Genomic DNA, 23,884 nt, shown 5'->3' on the forward strand with positions numbered 1-23,884 from the left:
ATGTGACCCACATTTGAGTTCCTTCTGGATTTATCTGCTGCCCGCAGGTATACTATTTTTGAATTCCATTATCAGCAATCGCAGCATCGTTATATTGTATAAAAGGAGAGTACCATCATGCCTATTAACCGCCCTTTGCTGACCGACAGCGATCTCCAGGAAGCCGTTGACCGCAAACTGCCGGTAAGAGTCTTCGAGGATGACCATCTGGTGAATACCGGAGCCACCGTTGTACGCTTTACTGATTCGGATGTCGTGATTCAATCCAGAGTCAGCGACTTAACCTATTATTCCCGCAGCAGCTGCCAATTCTATGAGGTTAGACCTTAGCTTCTTTAACCAATCCACATTAGAAGGTACGCAAAAAGCCGGATAAACGACCTTAGTCGATTTATCCGGCTTCTATCTTATTATCATTATAGATATACTGAAGTATTGTAATTATTTCTTCATTCCGTTCTGCGCCTTCAGCTTCTCGCTCAGAATTTCCTTGAAGCTCAATGTGTGGTCATCGGATCTTTGCGGCTTGGGATCAGCAACGGGCTGAGGTCTGAAATAGTGAGGATTATAAGCCATAAGATTATGTACTGCCATACTCATTTAAGTCAACCTCCTTATATAGGTTCGTCCATATTTGCGCATCTGTGCACTATCTTATCCCTTAATTAACCCGTAACTTCCAATCCTAAACAGTTTTATTGCACATTGAGGAAAAAAATAAAAACCTCCAAATCCGCGCTGCGGAATGGAGGTCTTCTACGTTTCATTATAAAAGGTTCATTATCCAGTCATATCCGTCACTTCAAAACGGTCCAAGAGACTTCATTCAGATGCTCAAGCTCGCCTTGCTCAAGACGGAAGCTCATCGCTCCGATATTCTCCCGGGCATGCCGGACCTTGGATGCGCCTGGGATAGCAACCACCGTGTCGCCGTTGAAATACATCAGCCAGTTAAGAGCAATTTGGCCAGGAGTCACGTCGTACTTCCCTGCCAGTTCCTTCAGACTCTCGATTAATGGCTTACTGCGGGCCAGTCCTTTGTCACCAAGTCCGGACTGCATTCTCCGCATACGGGAAACAGCCTGTATCTGCGCAGGGTCCTCGTGGAAACGTCCGGTCAAGATGCCCTGCTGCAACGGAGAGTAAGCAATAATCGAAATTCCAAGCTCTTTCGCAGCCGCCATCGTTCCGTTCTGGTCAATTCTCCGGTCCAGCAGATTGTATTTCACCTGGTTGGAGACAAGATTCAAGCCATATTGGCGGAGAAGCCTGTGGGCTTCCGTCATCTGCTTGGCCGAATAGTTGCTCACTCCGATGTTACGGATCTTGCCGGCTTGAACAAGCCCTGCCATCGCTTTCATCTCACTGGCAATCGAAGAAAGGGAGAATGGCTGATGAATCTGGTACAAATCAATATCCCGGCCGCCGAGGCAACGGATCCGTTCATCAATCGTGGAGGTAATGGAATTAGCGGTACGGAAAAGCGGCCACCATTTGGTTGCAATCAGAGGTGCAGCATGGGGGCTCCCCTCCCTTTTTAGCTGATCCAGCACATGGGCTAGTGCTTCCTCCGATTTACCGCCGCCATAGATCTCAGCAGTGTCAACCCAGTTCATGCCCCCTTCCAGACTCACCCGGACAATATCCAGAATATCCGCATCCTCCAGATTACTCCAATACTTCCCGACAATGCCTTTACCCCGGCTGAACTGCCAGCATCCCAGTCCAAGCGGCGACACCATTAATGTGGATTGTCCCAAGGGACGTAAGCCGGCTGTTGCCAATCCTGATTCCATGAATCATCCTTCTCCCATAAATAGAGTACGTTCAGTTATGCAGGCAGAAAACAGGAAATCCCTGTGCGGAGCTGCAGATATTCTCAGCTTAAATCTTAAGCCATAGACTGTCAATTCACCCTGCTGCACGAAAAATAACAATCTGAAATAAAGGTCAATATGGTATAATTACCCTGCTCTGCAATCAGCTATAGGAATGAAGTTCGGATACACCAATATAACGGAGGGAATTCATGTTTAAAATTTTCGGTTTCTTACTGCTGTACCGCCTGGTGGGCAACCCTTTTCTGGCACTTCTCATTTTGTTCGTTATCCTGTATTTTCTGGACCGCCGATATGTCGGTATTTTCCCCAGCATCACCAAGCCGTTCCGCCGGAGCCGGCAAATGTCCAGACTGCGGACAACCATTTCACTCAATCCGAATGACGTGTCCGCCAAATTCGATTTGGCAAGACTACTGATTGAACGCAAGCGTTACAGTGAAGCCAAGGAATTGCTTGTACAAATCGCTGACCGCTATGAGCAATCTGCGGAGTATTGGGTGGAGCTGGGCTATGCGAATTTGAAGCTGGGACTGCTGCCTGAAGGCGAAGCACAGATGCTGCAAGGTCTGGAGATCAACCGCAAAGCCCAATACGGACAGCCTTATCTCCGTCTCGCTGAAACCTTCCGAAATATCGATCATGACAAAGCCTTGCATTATGTAACCCAGTTTCAGGAGATACAATCTTCTTCCAGTGAAGCCTATTATCTTGCCGGTTCGATGTATAAGGCACTGGGCAGAACTGACGATGCCAAACGTGCTTTTGCCGAATCGACAGCCATTTACCGCTCACTGCCCAAATACAAAAAACGCCAGGAACGCGGGTGGGCGCTTCGCAGCTATTTTGCAAAGATTCGCTAATTCAGCCGCTACATACATCCGCTAGACCAAAAACCTCCTGCCAGCACAAGTAATGTGCGGCGGAGGTTTTTTGGGATTAAGGACAATCCATTCAGCTGGTATTGATCGTTATATAAATATCCAGTTTTACATGTCTAGTGTTCTTGGTTTGTCATCCGAAGCAGATCCGCTGAACGGCCACCAGTTGGCCCGGCCGAACATTCTTACCATCACTGGTACGAAGAATGGCAGGAATACCAGGGCGTACAAGGCAAGACCCGACAGGACTACAGTAGCAATCTGCATCATCGACAGTACGCCGGACGGATACATCGAAGCGAAAGTTCCGCCCAGAATGACAACCGCGGACAAGATTACTGTACCCATGTTACGCATGGCGTGCAGGATGGCTTCCCGCACATCCCATGTCTTGTTCTCATTGAACCGGGCCATGAGGAAGATGCTGTAATCCACACCCAGCGCAATCAGCATTACAAAACTGAAGAATGGTGTCGTCCAGGTAATCCCGGAGTAGTTCAGCAAATGTACGAAAATCGCCTCAGTCACCCCGAGTGCTGTGAAGTAGGTGATCACTAGTGAAAGGATCAGGTATAGCGGCATAATAACCGAACGCAACAGCAGTACCAGTATGATGAAGATACCGCCTAACATTAGGATAACTGTCCGCGTATAATCCTCATTGGATATTTTCTGCAGATCGCTATAGGTGCTAGTTACACCGCTGATGGCCGTTTCGGCATTTTCCAGCTTTGTACCTTTGACGGCGCGGTCTACAGCTGCCTGAATATCACCCATACTGTCGATGGCTTTTGCGCTGTATGGATTAGCTGTAAATACCACATCCATGGTCATCACCTTGCGGTCAGATGACAGATAATTATCAAATACCTGCCCCATACCCTCAGCCTTAAGCGCCTCTTCCGGTACCAGGAATCCACTCAGTTCATCATCTTTGGCATCCTGAATCTGCTTCAGATAATCCTGAGCCGAATCCAGTCCGCCTGTAATCTGCTTCAGGCCCTTCGCACTGTCGCTCAGACCATCTGTCAATTGGCCAATTTGTCCTGTAAGCTGGCCGAAACCGTCCGCCAGCTGTTGCTGGCCGCCCTGTAGCTGATTCAGGCCGCTTGTAATAGAAGGTATCTTATCTACAATCTGTCCTTGTCCGGCAGCCGCCTGATTCAACCCTGATTGAAGCTGGCCGATACCCGCCACGAGCTTGTCGAGCCCCTGCGCAAGCGCAGTCTGTCCGGCTGCCGCTTTGGCATATCCTGTATTGGCCTGATCCAGGCCTGATGCAGCTCCTTTTAACTGTCCGGATATCTGGCTTAATCCAGCTGCTAGCTGGGCCGCTCCTGCCCCACTCTGCGTTACTGTGCCTTTGATTGTCTGATAGTTCACATCCTGCAAGAGATCGGGATGAGTAGCTTCCAGACCGGTGAAAGACGCATCCAAGCCGCCGAGCGCAGCCGCCACACCTTGAAGCTGGGTCTGGAGCTGACCAAGTCCGCCGTCTAGCGCCGTCAGTCCTGCTCCAATTTTCTTGTAACCCTCCAGCAGTGATGCATTGGCATCTGCTAACTTCTTGGCGCTGGCTGCCGCCTGTGCCAGTCCGGTTTTGATCTCTCCGGCGCCTGCGGAGCCGCTCTGAATGCCGCTTTGAATGCGTGACAGCCCATCACCCAGAGCATCGATACCTTTTTTCAGCTCAGTTGTACCTTCTGTCAGCTTCGCGCTGCCTGATACGGCTTCGTTCAGCTTCGGCTCATTGTCACTGAGCTGTTTGCTTGCTTCCTCAAGGCCCGATTGAATCTTGGTCAGTCCTTCATTGCTCTGACTGAGACCATCGGATAGGGTTGCCACTTGAGTTGGAATCAGGAAGTCATTGATCTGCTCGCCGGTCGGACGCGACATACTGCGTACTGATTTGACCCCTTCCACCTTTTCCAGCTCACGGCTGATCTTCTCCGCGAGTCCAATATATTCCGAGGTATCCATACGGTCGTCATTTTTGATGACGATCTTGCCTGGCATGGATTCACCCGGGCCGAAGCTCTCAGAGATGATGTTAAAGCCTTTGACTGAAGCATAGTTGGAACCAATTTCATCCATGCTGTTAAAGGACAGCTTACCCGTGTAAGTCAACAGGAAAGGCACTACGATCGCCGCTACGATCAGCAAAGCTGCCCAAGGTCTTTTGAGGGAAAAGGAACCTGCTGCCCCCCAAATCCGGCTCTCACTGTGCTCTAGCTTACTGCTTGAAGGCCAGAATAGTGTCTTACCCAATACTGCCATGAAGAAAGGAACGACTGTTACGAGTGCCAGCATCATCACAGCGATTCCTACGGCTACTGCTACCGCAGAACGGTAGAGACCGAACTTGGACAGCCCGATCGCCAGAAATCCTACGAATACGGCAAGGCCGGAGTAGAATACAGTCCCACCCGCTTTACGGTATGTAGTGATAATGGCACTTTTAGTATCCTCAGCAGCAGCCAGTTCTTCTTTGAAGCGGCTGATCAGTAAGATACAGTAATCCGTCCCGATCCCGAACATGACGGCAACCATAAAAATCTGCGTAAAGGTCGATAAAGGAAAATCGAAGCGGTCCACCAGGAATGCTACTACGGACTGCGAGACAATATAACTGAGCCCTACGGTCAGAAGCGGCACAAAGGGGGCAACAAACGACCGGAAGACCACAAACAGAATCAGCAAAATAAAGATGACCGTAATGTATTCCGATTTTTTGAGTCCGGCTTCCGAACTGGCAATGGTATCCTCCGTAATTAGTCCTTCACTCGTTAAGTAGTGATCGGCACTGACACCGCTAAGCAATGCATCCACCTGATCCGGCAATTGCTTAACCGCTTCCTCCCCGCCGCTTACCATCAGCGCAACCATTAGGGTTTTGCCGTCTTTGGCAATCAGGGTGTCCTTCAGTTCAGACTGCGAAAACGGGTCGGTGATCGAGTTGATCTTCAGCGTATCTTTTTGAGCAGCAAGCTTCTCAACGCCCTGCTTAATGCTCTCAGTATCTTCTGCGGAAAGACCGGCTGGTTTGTTGAAGACTAGCGCCACTTGATGCAGCGTCTCTCCGCCTTTGGTATCGGCCACTTCCTTCATAATCTCTGAAGCTCTAGTCGAGGTATAGCCGTCCGGAACGGATATCTGCCCCTTCTCACGAACGAGATCTGACATGCCCGGTGCAGTTAAAAATAATAGTACGGCTACCGCGAGCCATACGACTATAATGGCCCATCTTGCTCTAAGTATTGTCTTCAATTGTCTTTCCCTCCTGTTTCCTGCATCAAAAATGCCAGTTTCTCAAACATCGTGATAAATTTCTCGATATCCTGTTCCTCAAAATGCGAGAAATAAGGAGAAATCACCTCATGAACCTGCTTTTCAGCCGTACAATAGGTTTCACTTCCTACAGGTGTCAGCGTCAAATAGACTTGACGGCGATCATTCTCATCACGGGTCCGTTCAATAAATCCGGCTTCAACCAGCCGATTGATGATTGCAGTAATGGAGCTCTTCCCCACAGCTACTGCTTCTGCCAAAAAAGTGGATGTGCACAGGGCCTGGCTTTTGATCAGCCGCATAATTAGAAACTGGTCATTGGTTAATCCCTCTGCCATACTATCCCTGATCTGCGAGTTGATCTGCCGGGTCACTGCCATATATGCATCCACATAGCGGTTAATCCATTGTTCTTCAAGGTTCAATATTCCAACCTCCTATCTTTGATAATAGTTCGTGTGTAGAATAGTTTCACAGTGAAACTATATAATTTGCAGACTAAAAAGTCAATCTGCTTACAGAATATTTTCATACGGCCAAGTCAATATCACATACTCATTCCTGCAAAAGATATATCTCACACAAAAAAGCCACCCCGCCATAAATATGCGAAGTGGCTCATGCCCATGCTGCCTATGTGATAATTACGAATGCATCTGGCTGTTTACTCTTCATCCTCTTCTACTTCCACTTCATACACACAGCGGAACATCTCAATACCCGCAGGATTCTCACCAAGACTGTACACCATGAAGCCCAAGTTCCTGTAAAAATCTGCGGCAATCTCATCCTCTGTCTCAGCCAGAAGATACCGCGGATTGCGGGCTGCCAACAGTTCGAGAATGATCCCCCGCGCATAGCCTTTTCCCCGGTTCTCCGGGAGTACGGCAATATGACGGATGTCCAGCGAACCATCTTCAGTTTCCTCAAATCCTACCAATCCTACAAGCAATCCTTCCTCTTCCCACCCATAGAGCTGCAATGCAGCCTTGCTGCTATATTCCACCGTGGTGCGCCAGAGCGCATCCGGTTCATCAATCACGGCATAAGCCAGCAGTTCCTTCACTTCCTCTGTATCGGTACGCTGCTTCAAATCTGTCAGCATGTAATTCATTCTCCTCTCCATCTATTTTCTTCTAAAATACACAATGCGCAGCAAGAGGTATCCGAGTAATACTCCCGCCAGGTTAAGGATCACATCATCAATGTCAAAGCTACCGGCGCGAAGCAGCATCTGCATGATCTCCAGGAGCAGTATTCCTGCTGCCGACACTAGAAGCAGCCGAAAGACAGCATACAGATTCCTCTTCAGCAAGGGCAACAGAAAACCAAATGGTGCAAAGACAATGACATTGCCCAGTAAATTGATTATTCTGCCTGACAAAGAAACTCCGTTATCGAGATTTAGATATAATTCAATGGTACGAAGCGGCTGCACGTTATACCGGAACGGCCCTTCTGAATGAACAGTTCGTCCAAACCCCAGGAACATCCAGTACACAAGGGCGGAGCAGTATGCTACTAACAGGATCATAATCAATGCCCGGCCTATACCTCTAGTCTGCGGAGGCCTATGTTTTCTTTTGACTCTTTGGCCGGAACTGCCATGTTTACTTCTGCTATAAGACCTTCTTGAGCTCAATGATTTCAATGCTCCCGTCCGCTTTACCGATGATTGCCATATCGGCGATACCAATGAACAGTCCATGTTCCACTACCCCGGTAATATTCTGAAGAGACTCTGCGAGTGCAGTAGCTGAAGTAATGGACCCGAAGCAGCAATCTGCAATATAGTTTCCGTTGTCCGTCTTGTACAGAACATCCCCGCTGCGCCGAAGCTCTGGTGTACAGCCCAGCTTGGCCAGCTCGGCTACAGTCCACTCCCAGGCAAAAGCAACAATCTCTACTGGCAACGGGAATTTGCCTAGGGTATCAACAGCTTTGCTCTCGTCAGCCACCACTATCATCTGTGTACTATTGCGGGCCACGATCTTCTCACGAAGCAGCGCACCGCCGCCGCCTTTTATAAGCTCCAGATCATGATTCAGCTCATCCGCTCCATCAATGGTCAGATCAAGACCGTCGATATCACCGAAACCGACCAGGGGGATACCGAGCTCACGGGCCTGTTTCTCCGAAGCAACCGAAGTGGCAACAGCAGTAATCTGCAATCCCTCCTTCACCCGTTCACCCAGCTTGCGGATGGCCCAGTAAGCAGTAGAACCAGTTCCCAGTCCAACCTTCATTCCGTCCTTCACATACTCCACTGCTTTCTCTGCCGCGAGTTGCTTCACATTGATAGTCATTTTCTAATACCCCCATGTATCCGTTATAATAGTCCTTGAGAAGTAAGCAAATTATCATCGCCAGGAGGCTTCCAGCATGCGAACCGAACATCAGATCCAATCCAAAATTAATGAATTGACCCTGCAAAAAAGATCCATGGAATCCCGCCTGGCACCACTGCCGGCCGGTAGCCCGCAGCGAGAAACGCTGAACGCCCAGTTAAGCCGGCTTGAGGATATGATCCTGATGCTGGAGTGGGTACTGGATGCACCGACCGGCAAGTATCACGCTTAAAGTTAATTAAGACAAGACTTTGCCGTAACAAAGGCTGTCAGGATCACCAATATAGGGTCCAAACAAATCAATCGGCCGGTAGCCGTGCTTCTCATACAGCGCAATAGCTTCCGGCTGCTTGATGCCTGTCTCCAGCCGGATCTCTCTGCAGCCCACCGCTGCCGCCTTCTGCTCCAAATCCAGCAGCATACGGTTTGCAATTCCTTGTTTGCGGGTATCCGGGTCTACATAGAAACGTTTTAGTTCCATCATTGAAGAATCAGCAGCAAGCGGGCGCAGACCTCCGCAGCCTACCGGCTGATTCCCGGCATAGGCCACTACAAACGTCATCTCCCTCACCTTGGGATCAGAGAAATCCACAACATAGATCGTCTCATGCGGATATCTGGATTTCAATTCATCATCCAGCCGTTTAATCAGTTTCTGCAAATCTCTATTCTCTGGATCAACCACAACAAATTCCACTCCGATATTCAGTGACATTCCCGGTCCCTCACTCTCATCTGTATATTATCCAACTATTATATAGTTTTAGTATGGGTTTTCTTATCACCTTGTACAGGTATCAATGACCACATGGCTAATGACGATCCGCAACTGCGGTCTCCTCTTTTACGGCTGATTCCAAACGGAAGATCAGTTCTTTCTCCCCTTTGTTCACGGCCTTGTCCGTAAATGATGCAGGTAGAATCTGCTCGCCCCGCAGCGCAGACTGCCGGATACTGCCCAGCATCCAGTTCTGTGCGTCAGAGAGTGCCATTTCCCCGCTTCCGGCTGGAACACGGCAAAGGGCGATCGTCTTATCAACCTCTCCGCTAGCAAGCCGCCCCTCTTCGTCCGAATGTACGGTGAATTGAAACAAAGGAACGGCTTCCGGACGCTCTTCATTCATTGAAAAGGATTGATAATAGACGGAATACATCAAGCTGCTGATACGTCCCGTAGACTCTCCAGCCTCCTGTTGGGCAATTAGCCTGCTGTTCTGAAAGGCCATGACGCCGGCAGCAAATAACAGAAAGATAACAACCCCTGCATATACCATAATCATATCTGACACCTGCCATTTCAGCGTTATGAACAATACCGTTTCTATATTATCACGTGATGAACGTGTCAGGGAATGGGCACGGCCTGCTGAATTTACATTTCAGCCTGGAATTCTATAAAGTTATTTTGAAATATTCATCTTAACAGTTGAATCTTCCAGCAGCATGATTCATAATGAAGTGGTGCAAAACGTTTGTCAATCCATATCAACCAAGGGAGGATACCACGAAATGAAATTTTTCTTGGATACCGGAAATATTGAAGAAATCAAACGTATTACCCGCCTCGGATTAGTGGATGGCGTAACGACGAATCCGTCGCTTATCGCCAAAGAAGGCAGACTGTTCAAAGATGTAATCAAAGAAATCGTTGCGATCGTCCCAGGCCCTGTCAGTGCTGAGGTCATCGGTCTGAAAGCTGAAGAAATGCTGAAGGAAGCTTATGAAATCGCTGAATGGGCACCGAATGTTGTGATCAAGCTGCCAATGACCGAAGATGGTCTGGAAGCATGTTATGAACTAACCAAAAAAGGTATAAAAACCAACGTAACCCTCATCTTCTCGGCAGCTCAGGGCCTGATGGCAGCCAAAGCCGGGGCTACCTATATCAGCCCGTTTGTTGGACGTCTGGATGATATCGGTGTAGATGGCATGAAGCTGATCTCGGATTTGAAGACGATCCTGACCAATTACGGACTCCAATCGGAGATCATCGCTGCGAGTATCCGTAACATTGCGCATGTGGAGCAGGCTGCCATTGCAGGTGCACATATTGCAACCATTCCTGGTTCCCTCCTGCCTTCACTCTGGAAGCATCCGCTCACTGATAGCGGCATCGAGCGTTTCCTGAAGGACTGGGAGAAGGTTCCGCAGCTCTAAGCACTGTTTAACGATAAATTACCAGCCTATTTCCGCTAATGCGGGGATAGGCTTTTTTGTTGTTCATTGACAATTTTAATTGTCTTAAATATAATTGTCATAACAAGTATATTGGAAAGGACGACTATTCATGTCCCATTCTTCACATCAAGATTTTCTCGGATTTTTGCTGGGCTCTACGCACCGGAGAATCTCCAATCTATTCGCCCGTGTCCTTAAGCCCTATGACATCACCCCTGAGCAGTGGTCTATCCTGCTGATGATCTGTGACCATGAAGGCATCAATCAGAAAGAGGTTGCCGCTGCGGCTGCCAAAGACCAGCCGACGACTGCCCGCATTGTGGAGCTTTTGCAGAAGAAAGGTTTCATCCACAAGACCATGAGCCCCACCGACCGGCGTGCCTTCTTACTCTATGCAACAGAGACAGGCAAGTCATTGATAGAGCACACGGTTACTCTGGAGCAACAGACCATTGCAACAGCTGTTAATGGACTAAGCCGGCAACAGCTTGAAGATCTCCGCTCCATGCTGGAATTGATCTACAACAACACCGGAAATACACTTCAAGAATAGGAGACACCCGTTTTGAATCATACATCTGAACGTTTATGGACCCCGTCATTTATTATTCTTACGATCTGCAATTTAATGCTGTTCATGGGCCTGCAGATGACCCTCTCCACTCTCCCTGCCTATGCAGAAGAAACACTTCACGCTTCATCTGTTCAAGTCAGTCTTGTGACCAGTCTCTTCGCACTGAGTGCCATCGCTTCACGCCTCCTCTCTGCGAAGGCTATGGAGAAAGGCGGCCGCAATCTGCTGATCTTCCTTGGGCTTGCTATATCCCTTGCTGCGGTTATCGGTTACTACTGGGCAGGAAGCATTCTTGCTCTCTTGCTTATGCGGATGCTGTTCGGGGTAGGATTCGGCATGGCCAGCACCGCCTTCCCGACGATGGCCTCTGATGTAATTCCGATCCGGCGGATGGGTGAAGGCATGGGGTACTTCGGCCTGTCTACGAGTCTCGCCATGTCAGCCGGTCCCCTTCTCGGGCTGAGCCTACTTCAGGGGCCCGGCTTCAGCTCGCTGCTGATCTGTACAATCGCCGTATTGGCGCTGATTGTGCCGCTTGGCTACCGTCTGACCGCTAATTTGCCGGCACATCACAAGGAGCCCGCAAATACTCCGGTGACACAACTCAAAGGTGGAGCCTTCCGCAGACTATTCGTTCCCTGTGTGCTTAACTTTCTGCTCTCTGTCTCTTACGGGGGGCTTCTGGGATTTCTGGCTCTCTTCGGTAATGAAATTCATCTTGAACATATCGCTTACTTCTTCATGTTCAATGCTGTCGCTATTGTAGTGGTAAGACCTCTATCCGGCAAAATCTACGACCGTTATGGTCCTCCCGCTCTGCTCATTCCAGGCAGTCTCTTCATTATTGCAGGATTGCTGCTGCTCTCTTTCGCCACATCAACAGCCGCACTGTTTCCGGCCGCGATATGTTATGGTATCGGATTCGGATCCATGCAGCCTGCACTGCAGACCTGGATGATCCAGTCTGTAGAGCCCCGGCAGCGCGGGATGGCTAACGGGATGTTCTTTAACTCACTGGATCTGGGTGTAGCTATCGGCTCGCTGATTCTCGGTTCGATTGCACTTTATACCAGCTATGCTGTCATGTACCGTTATTCAACCCTTGCCCCGCTTTTATTGTTGTTGATCTATTTGGTTATTTTGCTTACTTCGCGGTATCAACGCCGTAGCTTTGCCCAGGAACCTTCCATAAATCATCCAGTAGGCAAATAAATTCCGCCTAAGATGTTACGGCTACGGATAAGACCCATTGATATCCCTTTAAATTAAATCTAACGCACAGCAAAGACCGCCTTCCAATATCCTTATGAAGGCGGTCTTTACGTATTGAAATCTTCGGTTCTTATCTCTGTGAAGCCCCGGCAGTCACGGACTCACGAACTTCAGCAGGCAGGAAATGATTGGGCTGGCCCAGACTGTAGATATGGAGCAGATGCATAGCCCGGGTGCATGCGGTATAGAACAGCTTGCGTTCACTTTCGCGGCCATATTTAGCTTCAGAGCCGTCGTAAATGATAACGGCATCGAATTCAACCCCCTTGGCCAGATAGGCGGGGAGAACCAGCGTTCCTTTTTGAAAATTGGGCGTATCCTTGGTAACCAGCCTCACTGGAAGCCGGTCCTGCAGTTCAGCATGAACGCGTGCACTTTCTTCAGCAGTCTTGCAGATTACGGCCACATAATGATAACCCATGGAATGCAAATTCAGTACATCCTTTTCTATAGAAGCCAGCAGGCCTTCCTCATTGTCCATAACCGTCAGCAACGGTGATTCTCCCCGCCGGTTAAATGGAATGATCTTTTCCCCTCCGGGTATCATCGAACGTGTAAACTCAACAATCTCATACGTAGAGCGATAGCTGCGGGTTAGGGAAATGACTTCGGTGTTCTCTTCCCCATAGATACTGACCAGTCCTCCCAGATCCCCCAGCACCTCGCCTTGGGCATAAATCGCCTGATTCAGATCACCAAGCACCGTCATTTTGGCCCGCGGGAACAGCCGCCGCATGAATTCCAGCTGGAATGGAGAGTAATCTTGCACCTCATCTACAATCACATGACGAATTAGTGTGTTCGTGCGAAAACCCTGACTAAGCTCTTTCAGATATAGAAAAGGTGTTGCATCTTCATAAGCAAGTTCGTTCTGGTTCAGCGAAATTAAAGTCTGCCGGCAGATGTCATTCCAGGCCTCAGGCAGCCTGCGGCCACCGCTCAGACGTTCCATTAATTCTTGATCCGTAAAAAGCAGGCTGTAGAGCCCCTTCACATCCACAAACCTACTGCGTTTGGTCCAGCCGCGCAGGGGCTTTAGACGCTGACTGACGATAAATCTGGCCAGCGAGGTTTTCTCCATATCGAAATCATCAAAGCTGTCATTCTGGCCTCCACCCTTACGGCGGAGCATATTATAAGCGCGCTGATAGTCACTGGAATCCATCAGCTCAATCTGATCCTCCACCCATTGCGAATCCCGTTCTTCCACGCTGAATGCAGCGATTTTTTTGAGCAGCCAGCCCGTCATAAGATCAATCCGGTTCGCCAGTTTAATACTGGGATCGAAGCTGTAGAACTTGTGCTCCATCTCTTCCTTGCTAACCACAGCCCGGCCTTGAAACATAAGCGGTTTAAACAGCATCCCTTCATGCTCCAGAAGATTAACGTAATGCCGGATCACATCCAGAAAAGCCACTGAGGATTTATAAGCGATCCCTTCTCTGCGTATAGCCGCCTCGGGCCCGTCCGGGGCATTCAGCAGACTTTCCGTCTGATTGAAAACATCCTCAAGCTCGAATTCCTGGCCTAGCCGATGCTCCAAATACATCTGGAACGTGGTCTGCTGCATATTTTCTTCACCCAGCTCCGGCAGCACTGTGGAGACATAGCTGTTGAAAAGCGGATTGGGCGAAAAGAGCAGCATTTGGTCTGCTTGGAGCACCTCGCGGTATTTATATAATAGATAGGCTACACGCTGCAATGCGGCTGAGGTTTTACCGCTGCCGGCAGCTCCTTGAACGACAAGCATCCGGCTCCGGTCATTGCGGATGATGGCATTCTGCTCCTTCTGTATCGTCGCAACGATGCTTTTCATCCGGTCGTCAGCGCTGTGGCTGAGGACTTGCTGGAGCAATTCGTCACCGATGGTAACGCCTGTATCAAACATGACTTCTATCGAACCGTTATCGATGACGAACTGGCGCTTTAACTCCATCGTTCCGGAGATTTGGCCCCCGGGCGTTTCATAGGATGCCGGTCCCGGAGCCCCGTCATAATAAAGACTGGAGATGGGGGCGCGCCAGTCGTAGATCAGGAAAGTACCGTTATCCTCCATTAACGAACCGATACCCAGATAAATCTTCTCTGTCCCGGCTTCAGGTGTCTCCTTAAAATCAATCCGGCCGAAATATGGGGAAACAACCAGCTTTCTATATTTTTTAAGTGCTTTGCTTGATTGTAGATGATGGCGTTCACGTTCATTCAGAATCTGGGCCTGCTGCCGAAGACTTGTTGATGTTTCCCCAAGGTCATCCGGGCTGCTGAAATTCACAGTAACCTCTTCCCAGAACTCTTTACGCATATCCACGACATCACTGCGATGAAGACCGAGCTCACCGGATAACCTCCGGATATGTGCTGTCAGCAGCTTCGTGATTCCATCGACCCTTTCCTGCTCTTCTTTCCATTCAATATCGTGTTTCTCCATTGAAATTCATCCCCTCCGAAAGGTTGACATCCACGCATTATCATGTTACAATTAAGTTGCGTAATTGTGCTTTGTATATCTAGAGTTACTGATATCCTTCAATTGTAACAACTACATTATATTTAATCAAGTCTTTGATGATCCGGTCCCCTTTGGGGCCGGATCTTTTGCTGTGTTCCAATCGATGCCCTTACAAGCTGATCACTATAAAGTATGCTCCTCATTCCGATGGATGGTCAACTTATTCGAATATTCATTAGGGATAGCGGATTATTCTTTTTCATCACCGGTAAGACGATTGATCTGGTCCGCCACCTTATCCAGGCGCTCCAGCTGGTACCCATAGTCATAGACCGCCGCAGCTACAACAGATAACCTCAACTGCCCGCTTTTCTCTGCATCATAGCCGCTGATTGCTGCTTGCAGGAAACTGTCGTTGTCTTCGCTGAGCGGGTCGATATCGGTCGCTCCCGGCTTCAGTTTGTCTTCGAATTTGAGCAAAATCGTCTCATGGTATTTGATTAGCTGCTCCAAATGACGGTCGAACAGCTCGTCTGTGCGTTCTGTACGTTCAGCCTGAAAATAATGCCGGTCCACCGCCTCCAGCACCTCAAACCCTTTCTGCAGTGAAGCCAGCAGATTCTTGTAGACGACCATTTGCCGGGTTTGGCTGTATTTAGCTCTGCGAAGCTGCTTTTGCTCCTCCTCAAACAAAGCATATTTGTCTGCAAGCGACCGGATAGAGCCTTCCAGCGCATTTTTCTCATCACGGAAGACGCTCTCCTTCATCTCGTGCGACACGGCAGTTCTGAGCAGTAATGACAGGCTTCCAAAAACATTTTCAATCTGCTGGATATATTGCTTACGCGGCTGGGGAGGAAATACTGCGATATTAATGATAAATGCTGCAATAATACCGGTCAGCGTGAGTAAAAAACGGGTTAAAGCAAACTCCCACTGTCCCGAGGCCTCCATGACCGAGATCACGGTTACCAGTGTCAGACCTATCGTATCGGCCCGGTTCATTCTCATACTGATCATAATCACAAGAATACATACCAGACCGACGGCAATCGGTTCATTGGATAGCAGCATTCCACCCAGGAGCGCCAGTACAGCACCCATGGTACTTGTCTGTATCTGGTCCAGAAAATAACGCCAGGATCTGTATATTGAGGGTTGCATTGCGAATATCGCTGCAATCGCCGCGCCCACGGGGGATGTGAAGTTAAGCAGAGCGGACAGATAGAGGGCAAGGGTTACTGCCAATCCGGTTTTGAGTATGCGGGCGCCAAAAGCCAAATCCATCCCTCCTAAAGTTTTGTGAGCATTACTTCATCGATTTCACTTCGTACAAAACTCACTTCGAAAGCATATGCCTAAGTTTTGTGAGCATTACATCATTGATTTCACTTCGTACAAATATGTATATCCTGATCTGCTTTGGTTCATCTCTAATAAAGCACAGACATTATTACCCAAGATGCGGGCTGGCGAATTTTAGTATGTCTTAAGCCGGCTTTCAGGTTTCTTTCAGCATACGGGGAATACTGGGTACTGCAGTCCCAACACATTACAGTAGAGGTGAAACAATGAACAACAATGTCAAAAGAATCACAGCCTTCGCAACAGCATTTCTGCTCTGTTTGGCTCCTGCCGCCGCTTATGCTGAGAATACGGCAGGTAATATTCCTTCCGCTAAGCCGGATTCGGCGGTTCATGCTGAAAAAGAACATCACCATTCCCATGCGCCTAATATGGACAAGGGATTTAAGGCCGCACGCGGACATTTCATCATCAATGAAACGTCCAAGCTGCTGGAGATGGACCGTACAGAAATAATCCGCAGCCTTAGAGCAGGAAAAACGCTATATACTTTAGCTCAGGAGAAAAAAGGCTGGACCGAAGAGCAATATATTCAAAAGCTAAGTGATGCGGCAAGCCTGAAGCTCGATGCTTCGATTAAAGAAGGCCAGCTTACCCGTGAAGAGGCGGATAAGCTAAAAGCCAGCCTGCCGGCGCTTATGAAACTGAGTATTAGCCGCACGGCACATGTTCAGGAGCCCAAATCTTCAGCCTTGCCTTCCAGAACACCTTGATTTCATATCCACGAACCAATTGTTAGCAAATGCGGATTCCCATACGAGCTGTATAGGGGATCCGTATATTTTATAGGCTCTGCTTTCCCTGCATCCTGGAATTCCGATATACCTCAAAGCAGGTGACACACAGCAGCAACCAAGCCCCGCTTGCAGCGTATCCTCCAATGACATCACTAGGGTAGTGAACGCCCAAATACACACGGCTCCAGCCGATCCCTCCTGTCATTAACACAGTAAAGAGAATCAGCAATATCCGTTCGGTACTGCTCCTCATATGCCTCCACAGCAGGAACGCAAGCACACCATAGAGCGAAAATGCCGCCATAGAGTGGCCGCTGGGGAAACTGTATCCTGCCTGTTCAATAAGCCTGTGAACGTTAGGGCGCTCCCGGTGAAACCATAACTTCATCCATGTGTTCAGCACCTGCGAGCCTAAGCCGACTACAAGAAACAAGAGAAGTTCCAACCTGTGCTTCAGTACAAAGAACAACAGGGCCATAGTAATAAGTGAAATACCTATCGCAAGTTTTGAGGAACCCACCAGAGATAGACCTTTGGCCAGGGAAGTGAGTGCCGGAATTTCTGCTGATTGTACCGCGTGTATGATCGAGATATCAAAACCAGAGATCCGATCCAATTTCACAAACACAGCGATCACAGCAAACACAAGCAGAAAACATAAAAAACCACGAAAACTTTTGTATCTATATAGAAGTTGCAGCTTGACTACCTCCTTGTATACTCTTAAACTTGGCGACTCTATTTCCTGAGAAGGTCTTACCCGTGGTATAATACCTTGGAAGACAATTCAAAAAAGATGGAGTGCTGCCAAAGTGGAAACTCTGAAATTACAGGAACGTTTGTTGAACCAATGCATCTCAACCAAGGTTCCCGTGACAATCTTTACTACCAATGGAGTCAAAATGCAGGGACAAGTAACCTCCTACGACGCATATACCATCACTTTGCAGGGTCAAGGTGACGGTAGACAGAATGTGCTGTTCAAATCGGCTGTTTCCACCATCGTGCCGCTGAAGCCCGTTTCGCTAAAATAAGCATATTTTGCCACAAGCCTCTTCTCAAAAGGAACACCGGAGCATGCAGCTCCGGTGTTCCTTTTGCATAAATTTGTAGGGATGTTAAGGGCTAACCTCGTACAACATCCCCCTGTTCCTCACAGTGCGGGATTCTCCCGAAATTTATAGTACCAAAGGAAAATATGCTGGTTTTACACATACCGGTTTGGAGACCTCAGCTGTATGACCCGTGAAGGCAAGCCTCCCGGTTGCGCGGTCAACACGGAATACAACCAGATTATTGCCATCACGATTAGCAACTATCAGGTAAGCCCCGTCCGGAGTCAAGGTAAAATGGCGGGGATGCCCACCACGGGTGGAGACATGTTCTACTAGTGTAAGTACGGCAGTTGCTGGGTCAACGGCGTAGACCACAATACTGTCATGTCCGCGGTTTGATCCATATAAATAAAGACCATCTGAAGATAAGGCAATTTCAGCACAGCCATTGTCAGCTGATGGGTAGCCTTCAGGCAATGTAGAGATTGTGGCAACCGTTTGAAGCGTTCCGGCATTCCGATCATAGATAAAAGAGGTAACGGTACAATCCAATTCATTAATGACATAAGCGGATTTGCCGTCCGGATGAAAAACGAAATGGCGCGGTCCGGCTCCTTCATGCAGCAAAGTATCCCCCAGCACTTCCAGCTTCTTCGCCTCGTGGTTAATCCGGTAAGTACGAATCAGATCAAGCCCAAGATCAGCAACGAAGAGGAATTTCTCATCCGGACTGAAGATGGCAGAATGGGGATGAGGTTTCTCCTGCCCAGGTAGATTTCTTTGACCCGTATGTACAGCAGTATCCTCCAGCCGAACCGGCAGTCCTTCCTGATCCAGAGTCAACAGACCCACCAGTCCACCATGATAGCTGCATACTATAAGATATTCATTGTGAGCATCTCTTGAAATATGGCAAGTTGTAGTTTGTTTGCTGCCTGTGGCAGGCATCGTTGAAACACGGTTCAATTCGGTGAGCTTGCCAGACTGCGGATCAATGGAAAAAGATACCACTTCCCCTTCCTTGCCACCTTCCCCATTCGACTTTTCTCCGATGGCATACAGCCGGCCTTCGGCAGGATTTACATTCACAAAGGTCGGGTTAGTAATACCCTGAATCTTATCCACCAATGTAAGTGTACCTCCAGCTTCTCCATCGAATTCAAATACCTGAACCCCGCTTTCCTCAGCGCTTGCGTAGGAACCGGTAAACAGCAGCAGTCTAGTATGGTCTTTCATCTCGGTCATCCTCCTCCAATGGTTCATCTCTCTTGTAAGCCTAGGCATCTCATTTCGGGTTAGCCATCTATATAATTTACATTTTTTCAGTGTCTATGACAAATCTCAAGCGGAAAATGTCATAAAACATTTTAAAAATAAGGCTTCTCAAGGTCAAATCAATATGCTATAATGAAAGCGCTAACATTGAGTTTTTATTTTTTATAAAGGGGGAACATGAATGAGCAGCCTGCTGGAAGCCAGAAATGTGTATGAGGACTTCGAGGTGGAAACGGACATTCTGTTCTTTAAGGTCGGAGACCATGATTTGGTCATTTTTCACGGCAGAAACTATAACATTAAAAAGAGAATGACTGCCGAACAGCTTAACCGTTTGTTATCTAATCCAAGTTATTATCATGTGTATGGGGGTTGTTACGTTAACCTCAACAAGATCAGTTCCATTGAAGACGACAGTATTTATTTCGGGGAGATGGGCCTGTTTGCCAAAACGGTCCGCGTGCCAAGACGCAAACAGGAAAGCATTCGCCATCTGTTGAAAAGCCTCAGTTCCTAAGCGGTACATATCCGCTGCAACCGAGGACTGCGGAGCCTTCACAAAGCCGGAGTAACATGGGTATATCCCTGTTACTCCGGCTTTTTCTTTGTATCTTAAGAAAAACTTAAAAAGTAAATCGGCTTTTTTATACTTTCTTAAGGTTTGGAATCCTGATTTCTGGTAAAGTTGTAGAAAGACAGGCAACACCTATATTGAAGGGAGTCATTAATTATAATGGACAAAAAGGATTTCAATGAGAATGAACAGCTAGACAACAATGGAACAACGGAAGATAACAGCACTTCCGGTATCAATGAAGCCACTCTGGAGGAATCTTCATCTGCTCCTGAATTGGAACCAGTAACCGCTCAGGAAGCTGCAGAAGTATTCGAAGAGGATGCTACACCTGACAGCGCTGTCAATGTTCCCGTTATGAATAAAGTCGGGGAAGGAACACCTCCATCCACCCCATCCTCCAAAAGCGGAAAGGGCTGGATGATCACATCACTTGTACTGGCTGCAGCCCTTATCGTTGTTCTTATCGTTCAGCCCTTCCAAAAGGATGACAATAAAGTAGCCGTTGCATCCGTCAATGGTACTGATATTACCAAAGCTCAGCTATACGACAAGCTCGTTGAAGCCGGCGGGGATTCCACCCTGGAGAACCTGATCACCACAACGCTCGTTGACCAGGAGGCCAAAAAGGCCAATATTACGGTTACCGATGCTGATATCACTAATGAAATTGAAGATCTGAAAACACAATTTGGCGGTGAAGAAGCGCTTAACAGTGCCTTGCAGCAAAGTTCAATGACGCTGGATGATCTGAAAAAACAAATGCCGCTGCAGGTTAAAATCCGCAAGCTCGTTGAGCCTAAGGTGACGGTTACCGATGATGAAATTTCCAAATACTTCGAGGACAACAAAGCTACCTTCAACCAGGAGGAACAAGTCCGCGCTTCCCATATTCTTGTAAAGACAAAAGAAGAAGCTGATGCCATTCTGAAACAGCTGAAAGATGGCGCAGATTTTGCTGCGCTTGCGAAAGAGAAATCCGCTGATACCGGCTCCAAAGATAAAGGCGGCGATCTTGATTTCTTCAAGAAGGGCGATATGGTTGCTGAATTCGCTGATGCTGCCTTCAAGCTCAAAGTTGGTGAAACTAGCGGCGCTGTCAAAACAGAGTACGGCTACCATATTATCAAAGTAACTGACCGTAAAGAAGCTCATGTATATACGCTTGCAGAGAAAAAAGAAGAAATCACCAAAACCCTGAAAGCTCAAAAGGTATCCGAAATGTCTAGCACTTGGCTTGCGGATCTGAAAGCTGGCGCCAAGATTACGAATACATTGACTGATGCCAAAGCGAAAGCATCCGCATCTCCTGCTACCAGCGCGGATCCGGCAGCCACGGAAGCCCCTGCTACTAAGTAGACGGTAACTTTACCGGCCAGTTATATTTAAGACCTTCTAAAAGAGGACAGGCACATCTATCGTGCCGTCCTCTTTTTTTAATTCAATTCGGGCAGACAATGGTTACTGGTTCTTTTTGCGGATCTGCTTATCATGGTTCTCGCCCCATTCTTTGGCTTGTGCCGTGGCGATGGAGATTGCCCTTCCCTCTTCATATCCTTCGTCCAAGAGGGCATTGGCGATCTCAATTGCTTTATTGCGCACCGGGGCCATAAAATTCTTCAGAGAATCTGGATAATCATCTTTGTTCCATGGCATCACAAAAACCTCCTTATTCGGGCTATAGATATCATTAGCCTGATCAAAGAGGTTTTAAACCATTTCTGGATCGCTTATTTAATAACTTTTACACGTTCTTCGATCGGTTGGAATTCCTTTTCACCCGGTGCGTTCACGGTTTTGCCAAAAGGCATTTGGGCAATAAGCTTCCAGTCTGCCGGAATATCAAAGGTTGCTTTCACTTCATCATCAATGAGCGGGTTGTAGTGCTGCAGTGAAGCACCAAGACCGGCATCAGCAAATGCTGTCCATACTACAAACTGAAGAATCCCGGAGGATTGGTTAGACCAAATCGGGAAATTCTCAGCGTACAAGGCAAAGTTCTCCTGCAGATGCTTCACCACTGCCTGATCTTCAAAGAAAAGTACTGTACCGTAACCAGCTTTGAATGAAGATAATTTCTGGGCTGTACCTTCAAATTGTTCTGTGGGAACAATTTTACGAAGGGTTTCTGAAGTAATATCCCATACCTTATCATGCTTATCTCCCAACAGTACTACTGCTCTCGAGCTCTGGGAGTTAAATGAAGTCGGGCTATGCAGAACGGCCGTTTCTACAATTTCCTGGATTTCCGCATCAGAGATCGGGGATTCTTTGCTGATTGCATATACGGAACGTCTGCCTTTTACTGCTTCAAAAAAGTTTTTAGACATAAAATTTAAACCTCCATTTATTTAGTAACTTACTTTTTTAAATCTTAACACTTTTATTCCGAATTCACAATACTTTTTCTTAATTTTTCCTTTGACTGATTTTCAATGCCAACGCTTATTGTTGTTTGCCTCGAATATAATTATACGTTCCCCTATTCTGTATACTCCATTCCCATGATTAAGAAACAGTTACTCACTTTTCGATATACAATCCCCCTCCAAATAGGCTACAATAATTCAGCAAAAGTTCAAAAGAAGGGTTGATCGAATGAGATTTCAAAGCCATAAAGAGATGTTTTCTACAAAAAAGACCAATATATATGCACTTTCCTTACTTTTAGCGGCCGGCTTCGCTCTTGCAAGCTGCAAGGACACAACTTTGTCACTACGAAATACTGCAGCAGCAAGCGTAGTATCTGCGGAAGAAACAATGGCTCCTATATCTTTCTGGGTAGCTACGGATACCCATTATCTCGATAATGATCTTCAGGATGGCGGGGAAGCCTTTCAGGCTTATGTGAATGGCGGAGATGGTAAAATTCTGCCTTACAGCGATGAACTAATGGAAGCCCTTGTCTATGATGCAGGGGTAAAGAAGCCGGAGTTTTTGATTCTCAGCGGGGATCTTACCAATAACGGGGAAGCAAGCAGCCACAAGAAACTAGCCGAGAAGCTGAAGCGTGTGGAAGCCGCGGGCACCGATGTCTATGTTATTCCTGGCAATCACGACTTGAATAATCCATGGGCAAGATCGTTCAAAGGGGGGAAGCAAGTAGTAGCTCCGCATATCACTCCGGAGAATTTCACAGAATTGTATGCGGATTTCGGCTATAAGGAAGCTATTACCCGTGACAAGGACAGCCTTAGCTACCTCGTTCAAGCGGCACCTGAATTATATCTGCTGATGATTGACAGCAGTCAGTATGCCAACAACGAAAGCTACGGGTTTCCCCAGACAGACGGCCGTATCCTCCCTTCAACCCTATCCTGGATAGATGAGTGCACGAAGCTTGCAGCTGAGAAGCAGGCCTCCGTCATTACGGTGATGCACCATAACCTGATCAGCCATACCTCCATGTCTGTATCGGGATTCACCCTTAACAATAGTCAGGAGACGATGAAGACCCTGCGCAAAGACGGGCTAAACCTGGTATTGTCCGGACATATACATATGCAGGATATTGCGCGTGATCCAGAAGAAGTGACTGACGGTACTGCCGGTTCCGGAGACTCGCCGGTCTATGATATTGCTACTAGTGCTATGGCTGTGAACCCGCACCAGTATGGTGCAATGCACTTTGATCCTGTTACCCGGGAAGTCACCTATCACACTACAGCGGTCGATGTGGAGGGCTGGGCCAAGGCCAATGGTAGTACCGATCCCCATTTATTAGACTTTAAAAATTATGCAGAGAAGGTATTCGCGGGACAGTCGTATGAGAAGGCAATGTCCAAGCTCAAAGACTCCACCTTCAGCCAAGATGAAAAACAGTCGATGGCTGAAGTGATGTCACGGCTTAACGTGAATTATTTCGCCGGGACGGCTGCGAGTAGGCTGGATGAAATCAAGGCCATGCCGGGTTATGAACTGTGGATGGGTATGGACGGCGGATTCATGTCCGGATATATCCAAAGTATGGCTAAGGGTAAAGAACTCAGCAATGTTTCACTCAGAATGGTACTGTCAAATCTAAAATCTTTAGAAGAATGATCCTGCAAA

General features: G+C 47.9%; 26 protein-coding genes. 11 read left to right on the forward strand and 15 right to left on the reverse strand.

Features of this window, described 5'->3' with window-relative positions; all coding sequences use genetic code 11:
* The first annotated feature begins 117 nt into the window (after positions 1-117).
* Complete coding sequence (locus ACAN54_RS08810; RefSeq protein ID WP_379153097.1) at positions 118-330, forward strand: hypothetical protein; 213 nt, start codon at positions 118-120, stop codon at positions 328-330.
* Between the two features lie 111 nt (positions 331-441).
* Here ACAN54_RS08810 and ACAN54_RS08815 read toward each other — a convergent pair whose 3' ends face one another.
* Together ACAN54_RS08815 and ACAN54_RS08820 are read right to left on the reverse strand one after the other, a co-directional pair.
* A complete protein-coding gene (locus ACAN54_RS08815) occupies positions 442-600 on the reverse strand; it encodes a hypothetical protein (RefSeq protein ID WP_379153099.1) in 159 nt (52 codons plus the stop codon).
* 197 nt (positions 601-797) lie between these two features.
* Entirely contained in the window at positions 798-1,796 is a 999-nt protein-coding gene (locus ACAN54_RS08820; protein ID WP_379153101.1) for an aldo/keto reductase, read from the reverse strand.
* A 233-nt stretch (positions 1,797-2,029) separates the two neighbouring features.
* Between ACAN54_RS08820 and ACAN54_RS08825 the strand changes: the two genes are divergently transcribed.
* Positions 2,030-2,701, forward strand: a complete 672-nt coding sequence (locus ACAN54_RS08825; RefSeq protein ID WP_379153103.1) for a tetratricopeptide repeat protein — start codon at positions 2,030-2,032, stop codon at positions 2,699-2,701.
* A gap of 126 nt (positions 2,702-2,827) precedes the next feature.
* On the opposite strand, the gene ACAN54_RS08830 is transcribed toward ACAN54_RS08825, so the two are convergent.
* The 5 genes from ACAN54_RS08830 to rpiA form a co-directional block, all read right to left on the reverse strand.
* Positions 2,828-5,986 (reverse strand): MMPL family transporter, encoded by a 3,159-nt coding sequence (locus ACAN54_RS08830; protein WP_379153105.1) that lies wholly within the window; start codon positions 5,984-5,986, stop codon positions 2,828-2,830.
* Entirely contained in the window at positions 5,983-6,432 is a 450-nt protein-coding gene (locus ACAN54_RS08835; protein ID WP_379153107.1) for a MarR family winged helix-turn-helix transcriptional regulator, read from the reverse strand. Before ACAN54_RS08835 ends, ACAN54_RS08830 begins: the two co-directional genes overlap by 4 nt.
* Before the next feature lie 239 nt (positions 6,433-6,671).
* The gene (locus tag ACAN54_RS08840) at positions 6,672-7,112 is read right to left on the reverse strand and encodes a GNAT family N-acetyltransferase (RefSeq protein WP_379153109.1); all 441 of its coding nucleotides are present in this window, start codon (positions 7,110-7,112) and stop codon (positions 6,672-6,674) included.
* Between the two features lie 21 nt (positions 7,113-7,133).
* A complete protein-coding gene (locus ACAN54_RS08845; RefSeq protein ID WP_379153111.1) occupies positions 7,134-7,715 on the reverse strand; it encodes a VanZ family protein in 582 nt (193 codons plus the stop codon).
* Entirely contained in the window at positions 7,627-8,313 is a 687-nt protein-coding gene (rpiA, locus tag ACAN54_RS08850; RefSeq protein ID WP_379153113.1) for a ribose-5-phosphate isomerase RpiA, read from the reverse strand. The genes ACAN54_RS08845 and rpiA overlap by 89 nt, the downstream gene beginning before the upstream one ends.
* A 76-nt stretch (positions 8,314-8,389) precedes the next feature.
* Here rpiA and ACAN54_RS08855 point away from each other — a divergent pair, with 76 nt between their 5' ends.
* On the forward strand, positions 8,390-8,587 hold the full coding sequence (locus tag ACAN54_RS08855) for a hypothetical protein (protein ID WP_379153115.1): 198 nt from the start codon (positions 8,390-8,392) through the stop codon (positions 8,585-8,587).
* A 6-nt stretch (positions 8,588-8,593) separates the two neighbouring features.
* Here ACAN54_RS08855 and ACAN54_RS08860 read toward each other — a convergent pair whose 3' ends face one another.
* Positions 8,594-9,070: a GNAT family N-acetyltransferase gene (locus tag ACAN54_RS08860; protein WP_379153117.1), complete on the reverse strand. Its 477-nt coding sequence runs from the start codon at positions 9,068-9,070 to the stop codon at positions 8,594-8,596.
* A gap of 97 nt (positions 9,071-9,167) precedes the next feature.
* Positions 9,168-9,635, reverse strand: coding sequence for a hypothetical protein (locus ACAN54_RS08865; protein WP_379153119.1), 468 nt, complete (start codon positions 9,633-9,635; stop codon positions 9,168-9,170).
* 229 nt (positions 9,636-9,864) lie between these two features.
* Here ACAN54_RS08865 and fsa point away from each other — a divergent pair, with 229 nt between their 5' ends.
* The 3 genes from fsa (at position 9,865) to ACAN54_RS08880 (ending at position 12,319) form a co-directional block, all read left to right on the forward strand.
* Complete coding sequence (gene fsa / locus ACAN54_RS08870) at positions 9,865-10,512, forward strand: fructose-6-phosphate aldolase (RefSeq protein WP_379153121.1); 648 nt, start codon at positions 9,865-9,867, stop codon at positions 10,510-10,512.
* Positions 10,513-10,642: 130 nt separating this feature from the next.
* A complete protein-coding gene (locus ACAN54_RS08875) occupies positions 10,643-11,086 on the forward strand; it encodes a MarR family winged helix-turn-helix transcriptional regulator (RefSeq protein WP_379153123.1) in 444 nt (147 codons plus the stop codon).
* A 12-nt stretch (positions 11,087-11,098) separates the two neighbouring features.
* A complete protein-coding gene (locus ACAN54_RS08880; protein WP_379153125.1) occupies positions 11,099-12,319 on the forward strand; it encodes an MFS transporter in 1,221 nt (406 codons plus the stop codon).
* Positions 12,320-12,449: 130 nt separating this feature from the next.
* Here ACAN54_RS08880 and helD read toward each other — a convergent pair whose 3' ends face one another.
* Together helD and ACAN54_RS08890 are read right to left on the reverse strand one after the other, a co-directional pair.
* Positions 12,450-14,807, reverse strand: coding sequence for an RNA polymerase recycling motor HelD (helD, locus tag ACAN54_RS08885; RefSeq protein WP_379153127.1), 2,358 nt, complete (start codon positions 14,805-14,807; stop codon positions 12,450-12,452).
* A gap of 270 nt (positions 14,808-15,077) precedes the next feature.
* A complete protein-coding gene (locus tag ACAN54_RS08890; RefSeq protein WP_379153129.1) occupies positions 15,078-16,109 on the reverse strand; it encodes an FUSC family protein in 1,032 nt (343 codons plus the stop codon).
* A gap of 290 nt (positions 16,110-16,399) precedes the next feature.
* On the opposite strand from ACAN54_RS08890, the gene ACAN54_RS08895 reads away from it, so the two are divergent.
* The gene (locus ACAN54_RS08895) at positions 16,400-16,906 is read left to right on the forward strand and encodes a hypothetical protein (protein ID WP_379153131.1); all 507 of its coding nucleotides are present in this window, start codon (positions 16,400-16,402) and stop codon (positions 16,904-16,906) included.
* Between the two features lie 70 nt (positions 16,907-16,976).
* Here the strand turns inward: ACAN54_RS08895 and ACAN54_RS08900 are convergent, their stop codons facing one another.
* On the reverse strand, positions 16,977-17,552 hold the full coding sequence (locus ACAN54_RS08900) for a phosphatase PAP2 family protein (RefSeq protein WP_379153133.1): 576 nt from the start codon (positions 17,550-17,552) through the stop codon (positions 16,977-16,979).
* Between the two features lie 190 nt (positions 17,553-17,742).
* On the opposite strand from ACAN54_RS08900, the gene hfq reads away from it, so the two are divergent.
* Positions 17,743-17,964 (forward strand): RNA chaperone Hfq, encoded by a 222-nt coding sequence (gene hfq / locus ACAN54_RS08905; protein WP_379153135.1) that lies wholly within the window; start codon positions 17,743-17,745, stop codon positions 17,962-17,964.
* 144 nt (positions 17,965-18,108) lie between these two features.
* Here the strand turns inward: hfq and ACAN54_RS08910 are convergent, their stop codons facing one another.
* A complete protein-coding gene (locus ACAN54_RS08910; protein WP_379153137.1) occupies positions 18,109-19,221 on the reverse strand; it encodes a lactonase family protein in 1,113 nt (370 codons plus the stop codon).
* Between the two features lie 220 nt (positions 19,222-19,441).
* Between ACAN54_RS08910 and ACAN54_RS08915 the strand changes: the two genes are divergently transcribed.
* On the forward strand, positions 19,442-19,777 hold the full coding sequence (locus ACAN54_RS08915) for a LytTR family transcriptional regulator DNA-binding domain-containing protein (protein WP_379153139.1): 336 nt from the start codon (positions 19,442-19,444) through the stop codon (positions 19,775-19,777).
* A gap of 216 nt (positions 19,778-19,993) precedes the next feature.
* Positions 19,994-21,193 carry a peptidylprolyl isomerase gene (locus ACAN54_RS08920; RefSeq protein WP_379153141.1) on the forward strand — a complete coding sequence of 400 codons (1,200 nt, stop codon included), beginning with the start codon at positions 19,994-19,996 and terminating at the stop codon, positions 21,191-21,193.
* 102 nt (positions 21,194-21,295) lie between these two features.
* Here ACAN54_RS08920 and ACAN54_RS08925 read toward each other — a convergent pair whose 3' ends face one another.
* The gene (locus ACAN54_RS08925; protein ID WP_379153143.1) at positions 21,296-21,490 is read right to left on the reverse strand and encodes a DUF2188 domain-containing protein; all 195 of its coding nucleotides are present in this window, start codon (positions 21,488-21,490) and stop codon (positions 21,296-21,298) included.
* A 74-nt stretch (positions 21,491-21,564) separates the two neighbouring features.
* Positions 21,565-22,164 (reverse strand): nitroreductase family protein, encoded by a 600-nt coding sequence (locus ACAN54_RS08930; protein WP_379153145.1) that lies wholly within the window; start codon positions 22,162-22,164, stop codon positions 21,565-21,567.
* Positions 22,165-22,594: 430 nt separating this feature from the next.
* On the opposite strand from ACAN54_RS08930, the gene ACAN54_RS08935 reads away from it, so the two are divergent.
* Entirely contained in the window at positions 22,595-23,875 is a 1,281-nt protein-coding gene (locus tag ACAN54_RS08935; protein WP_379153147.1) for a metallophosphoesterase, read from the forward strand.
* Positions 23,876-23,884 lie beyond the last annotated feature (9 nt).

This window comes from Paenibacillus diazotrophicus, assembly GCF_042610465.1.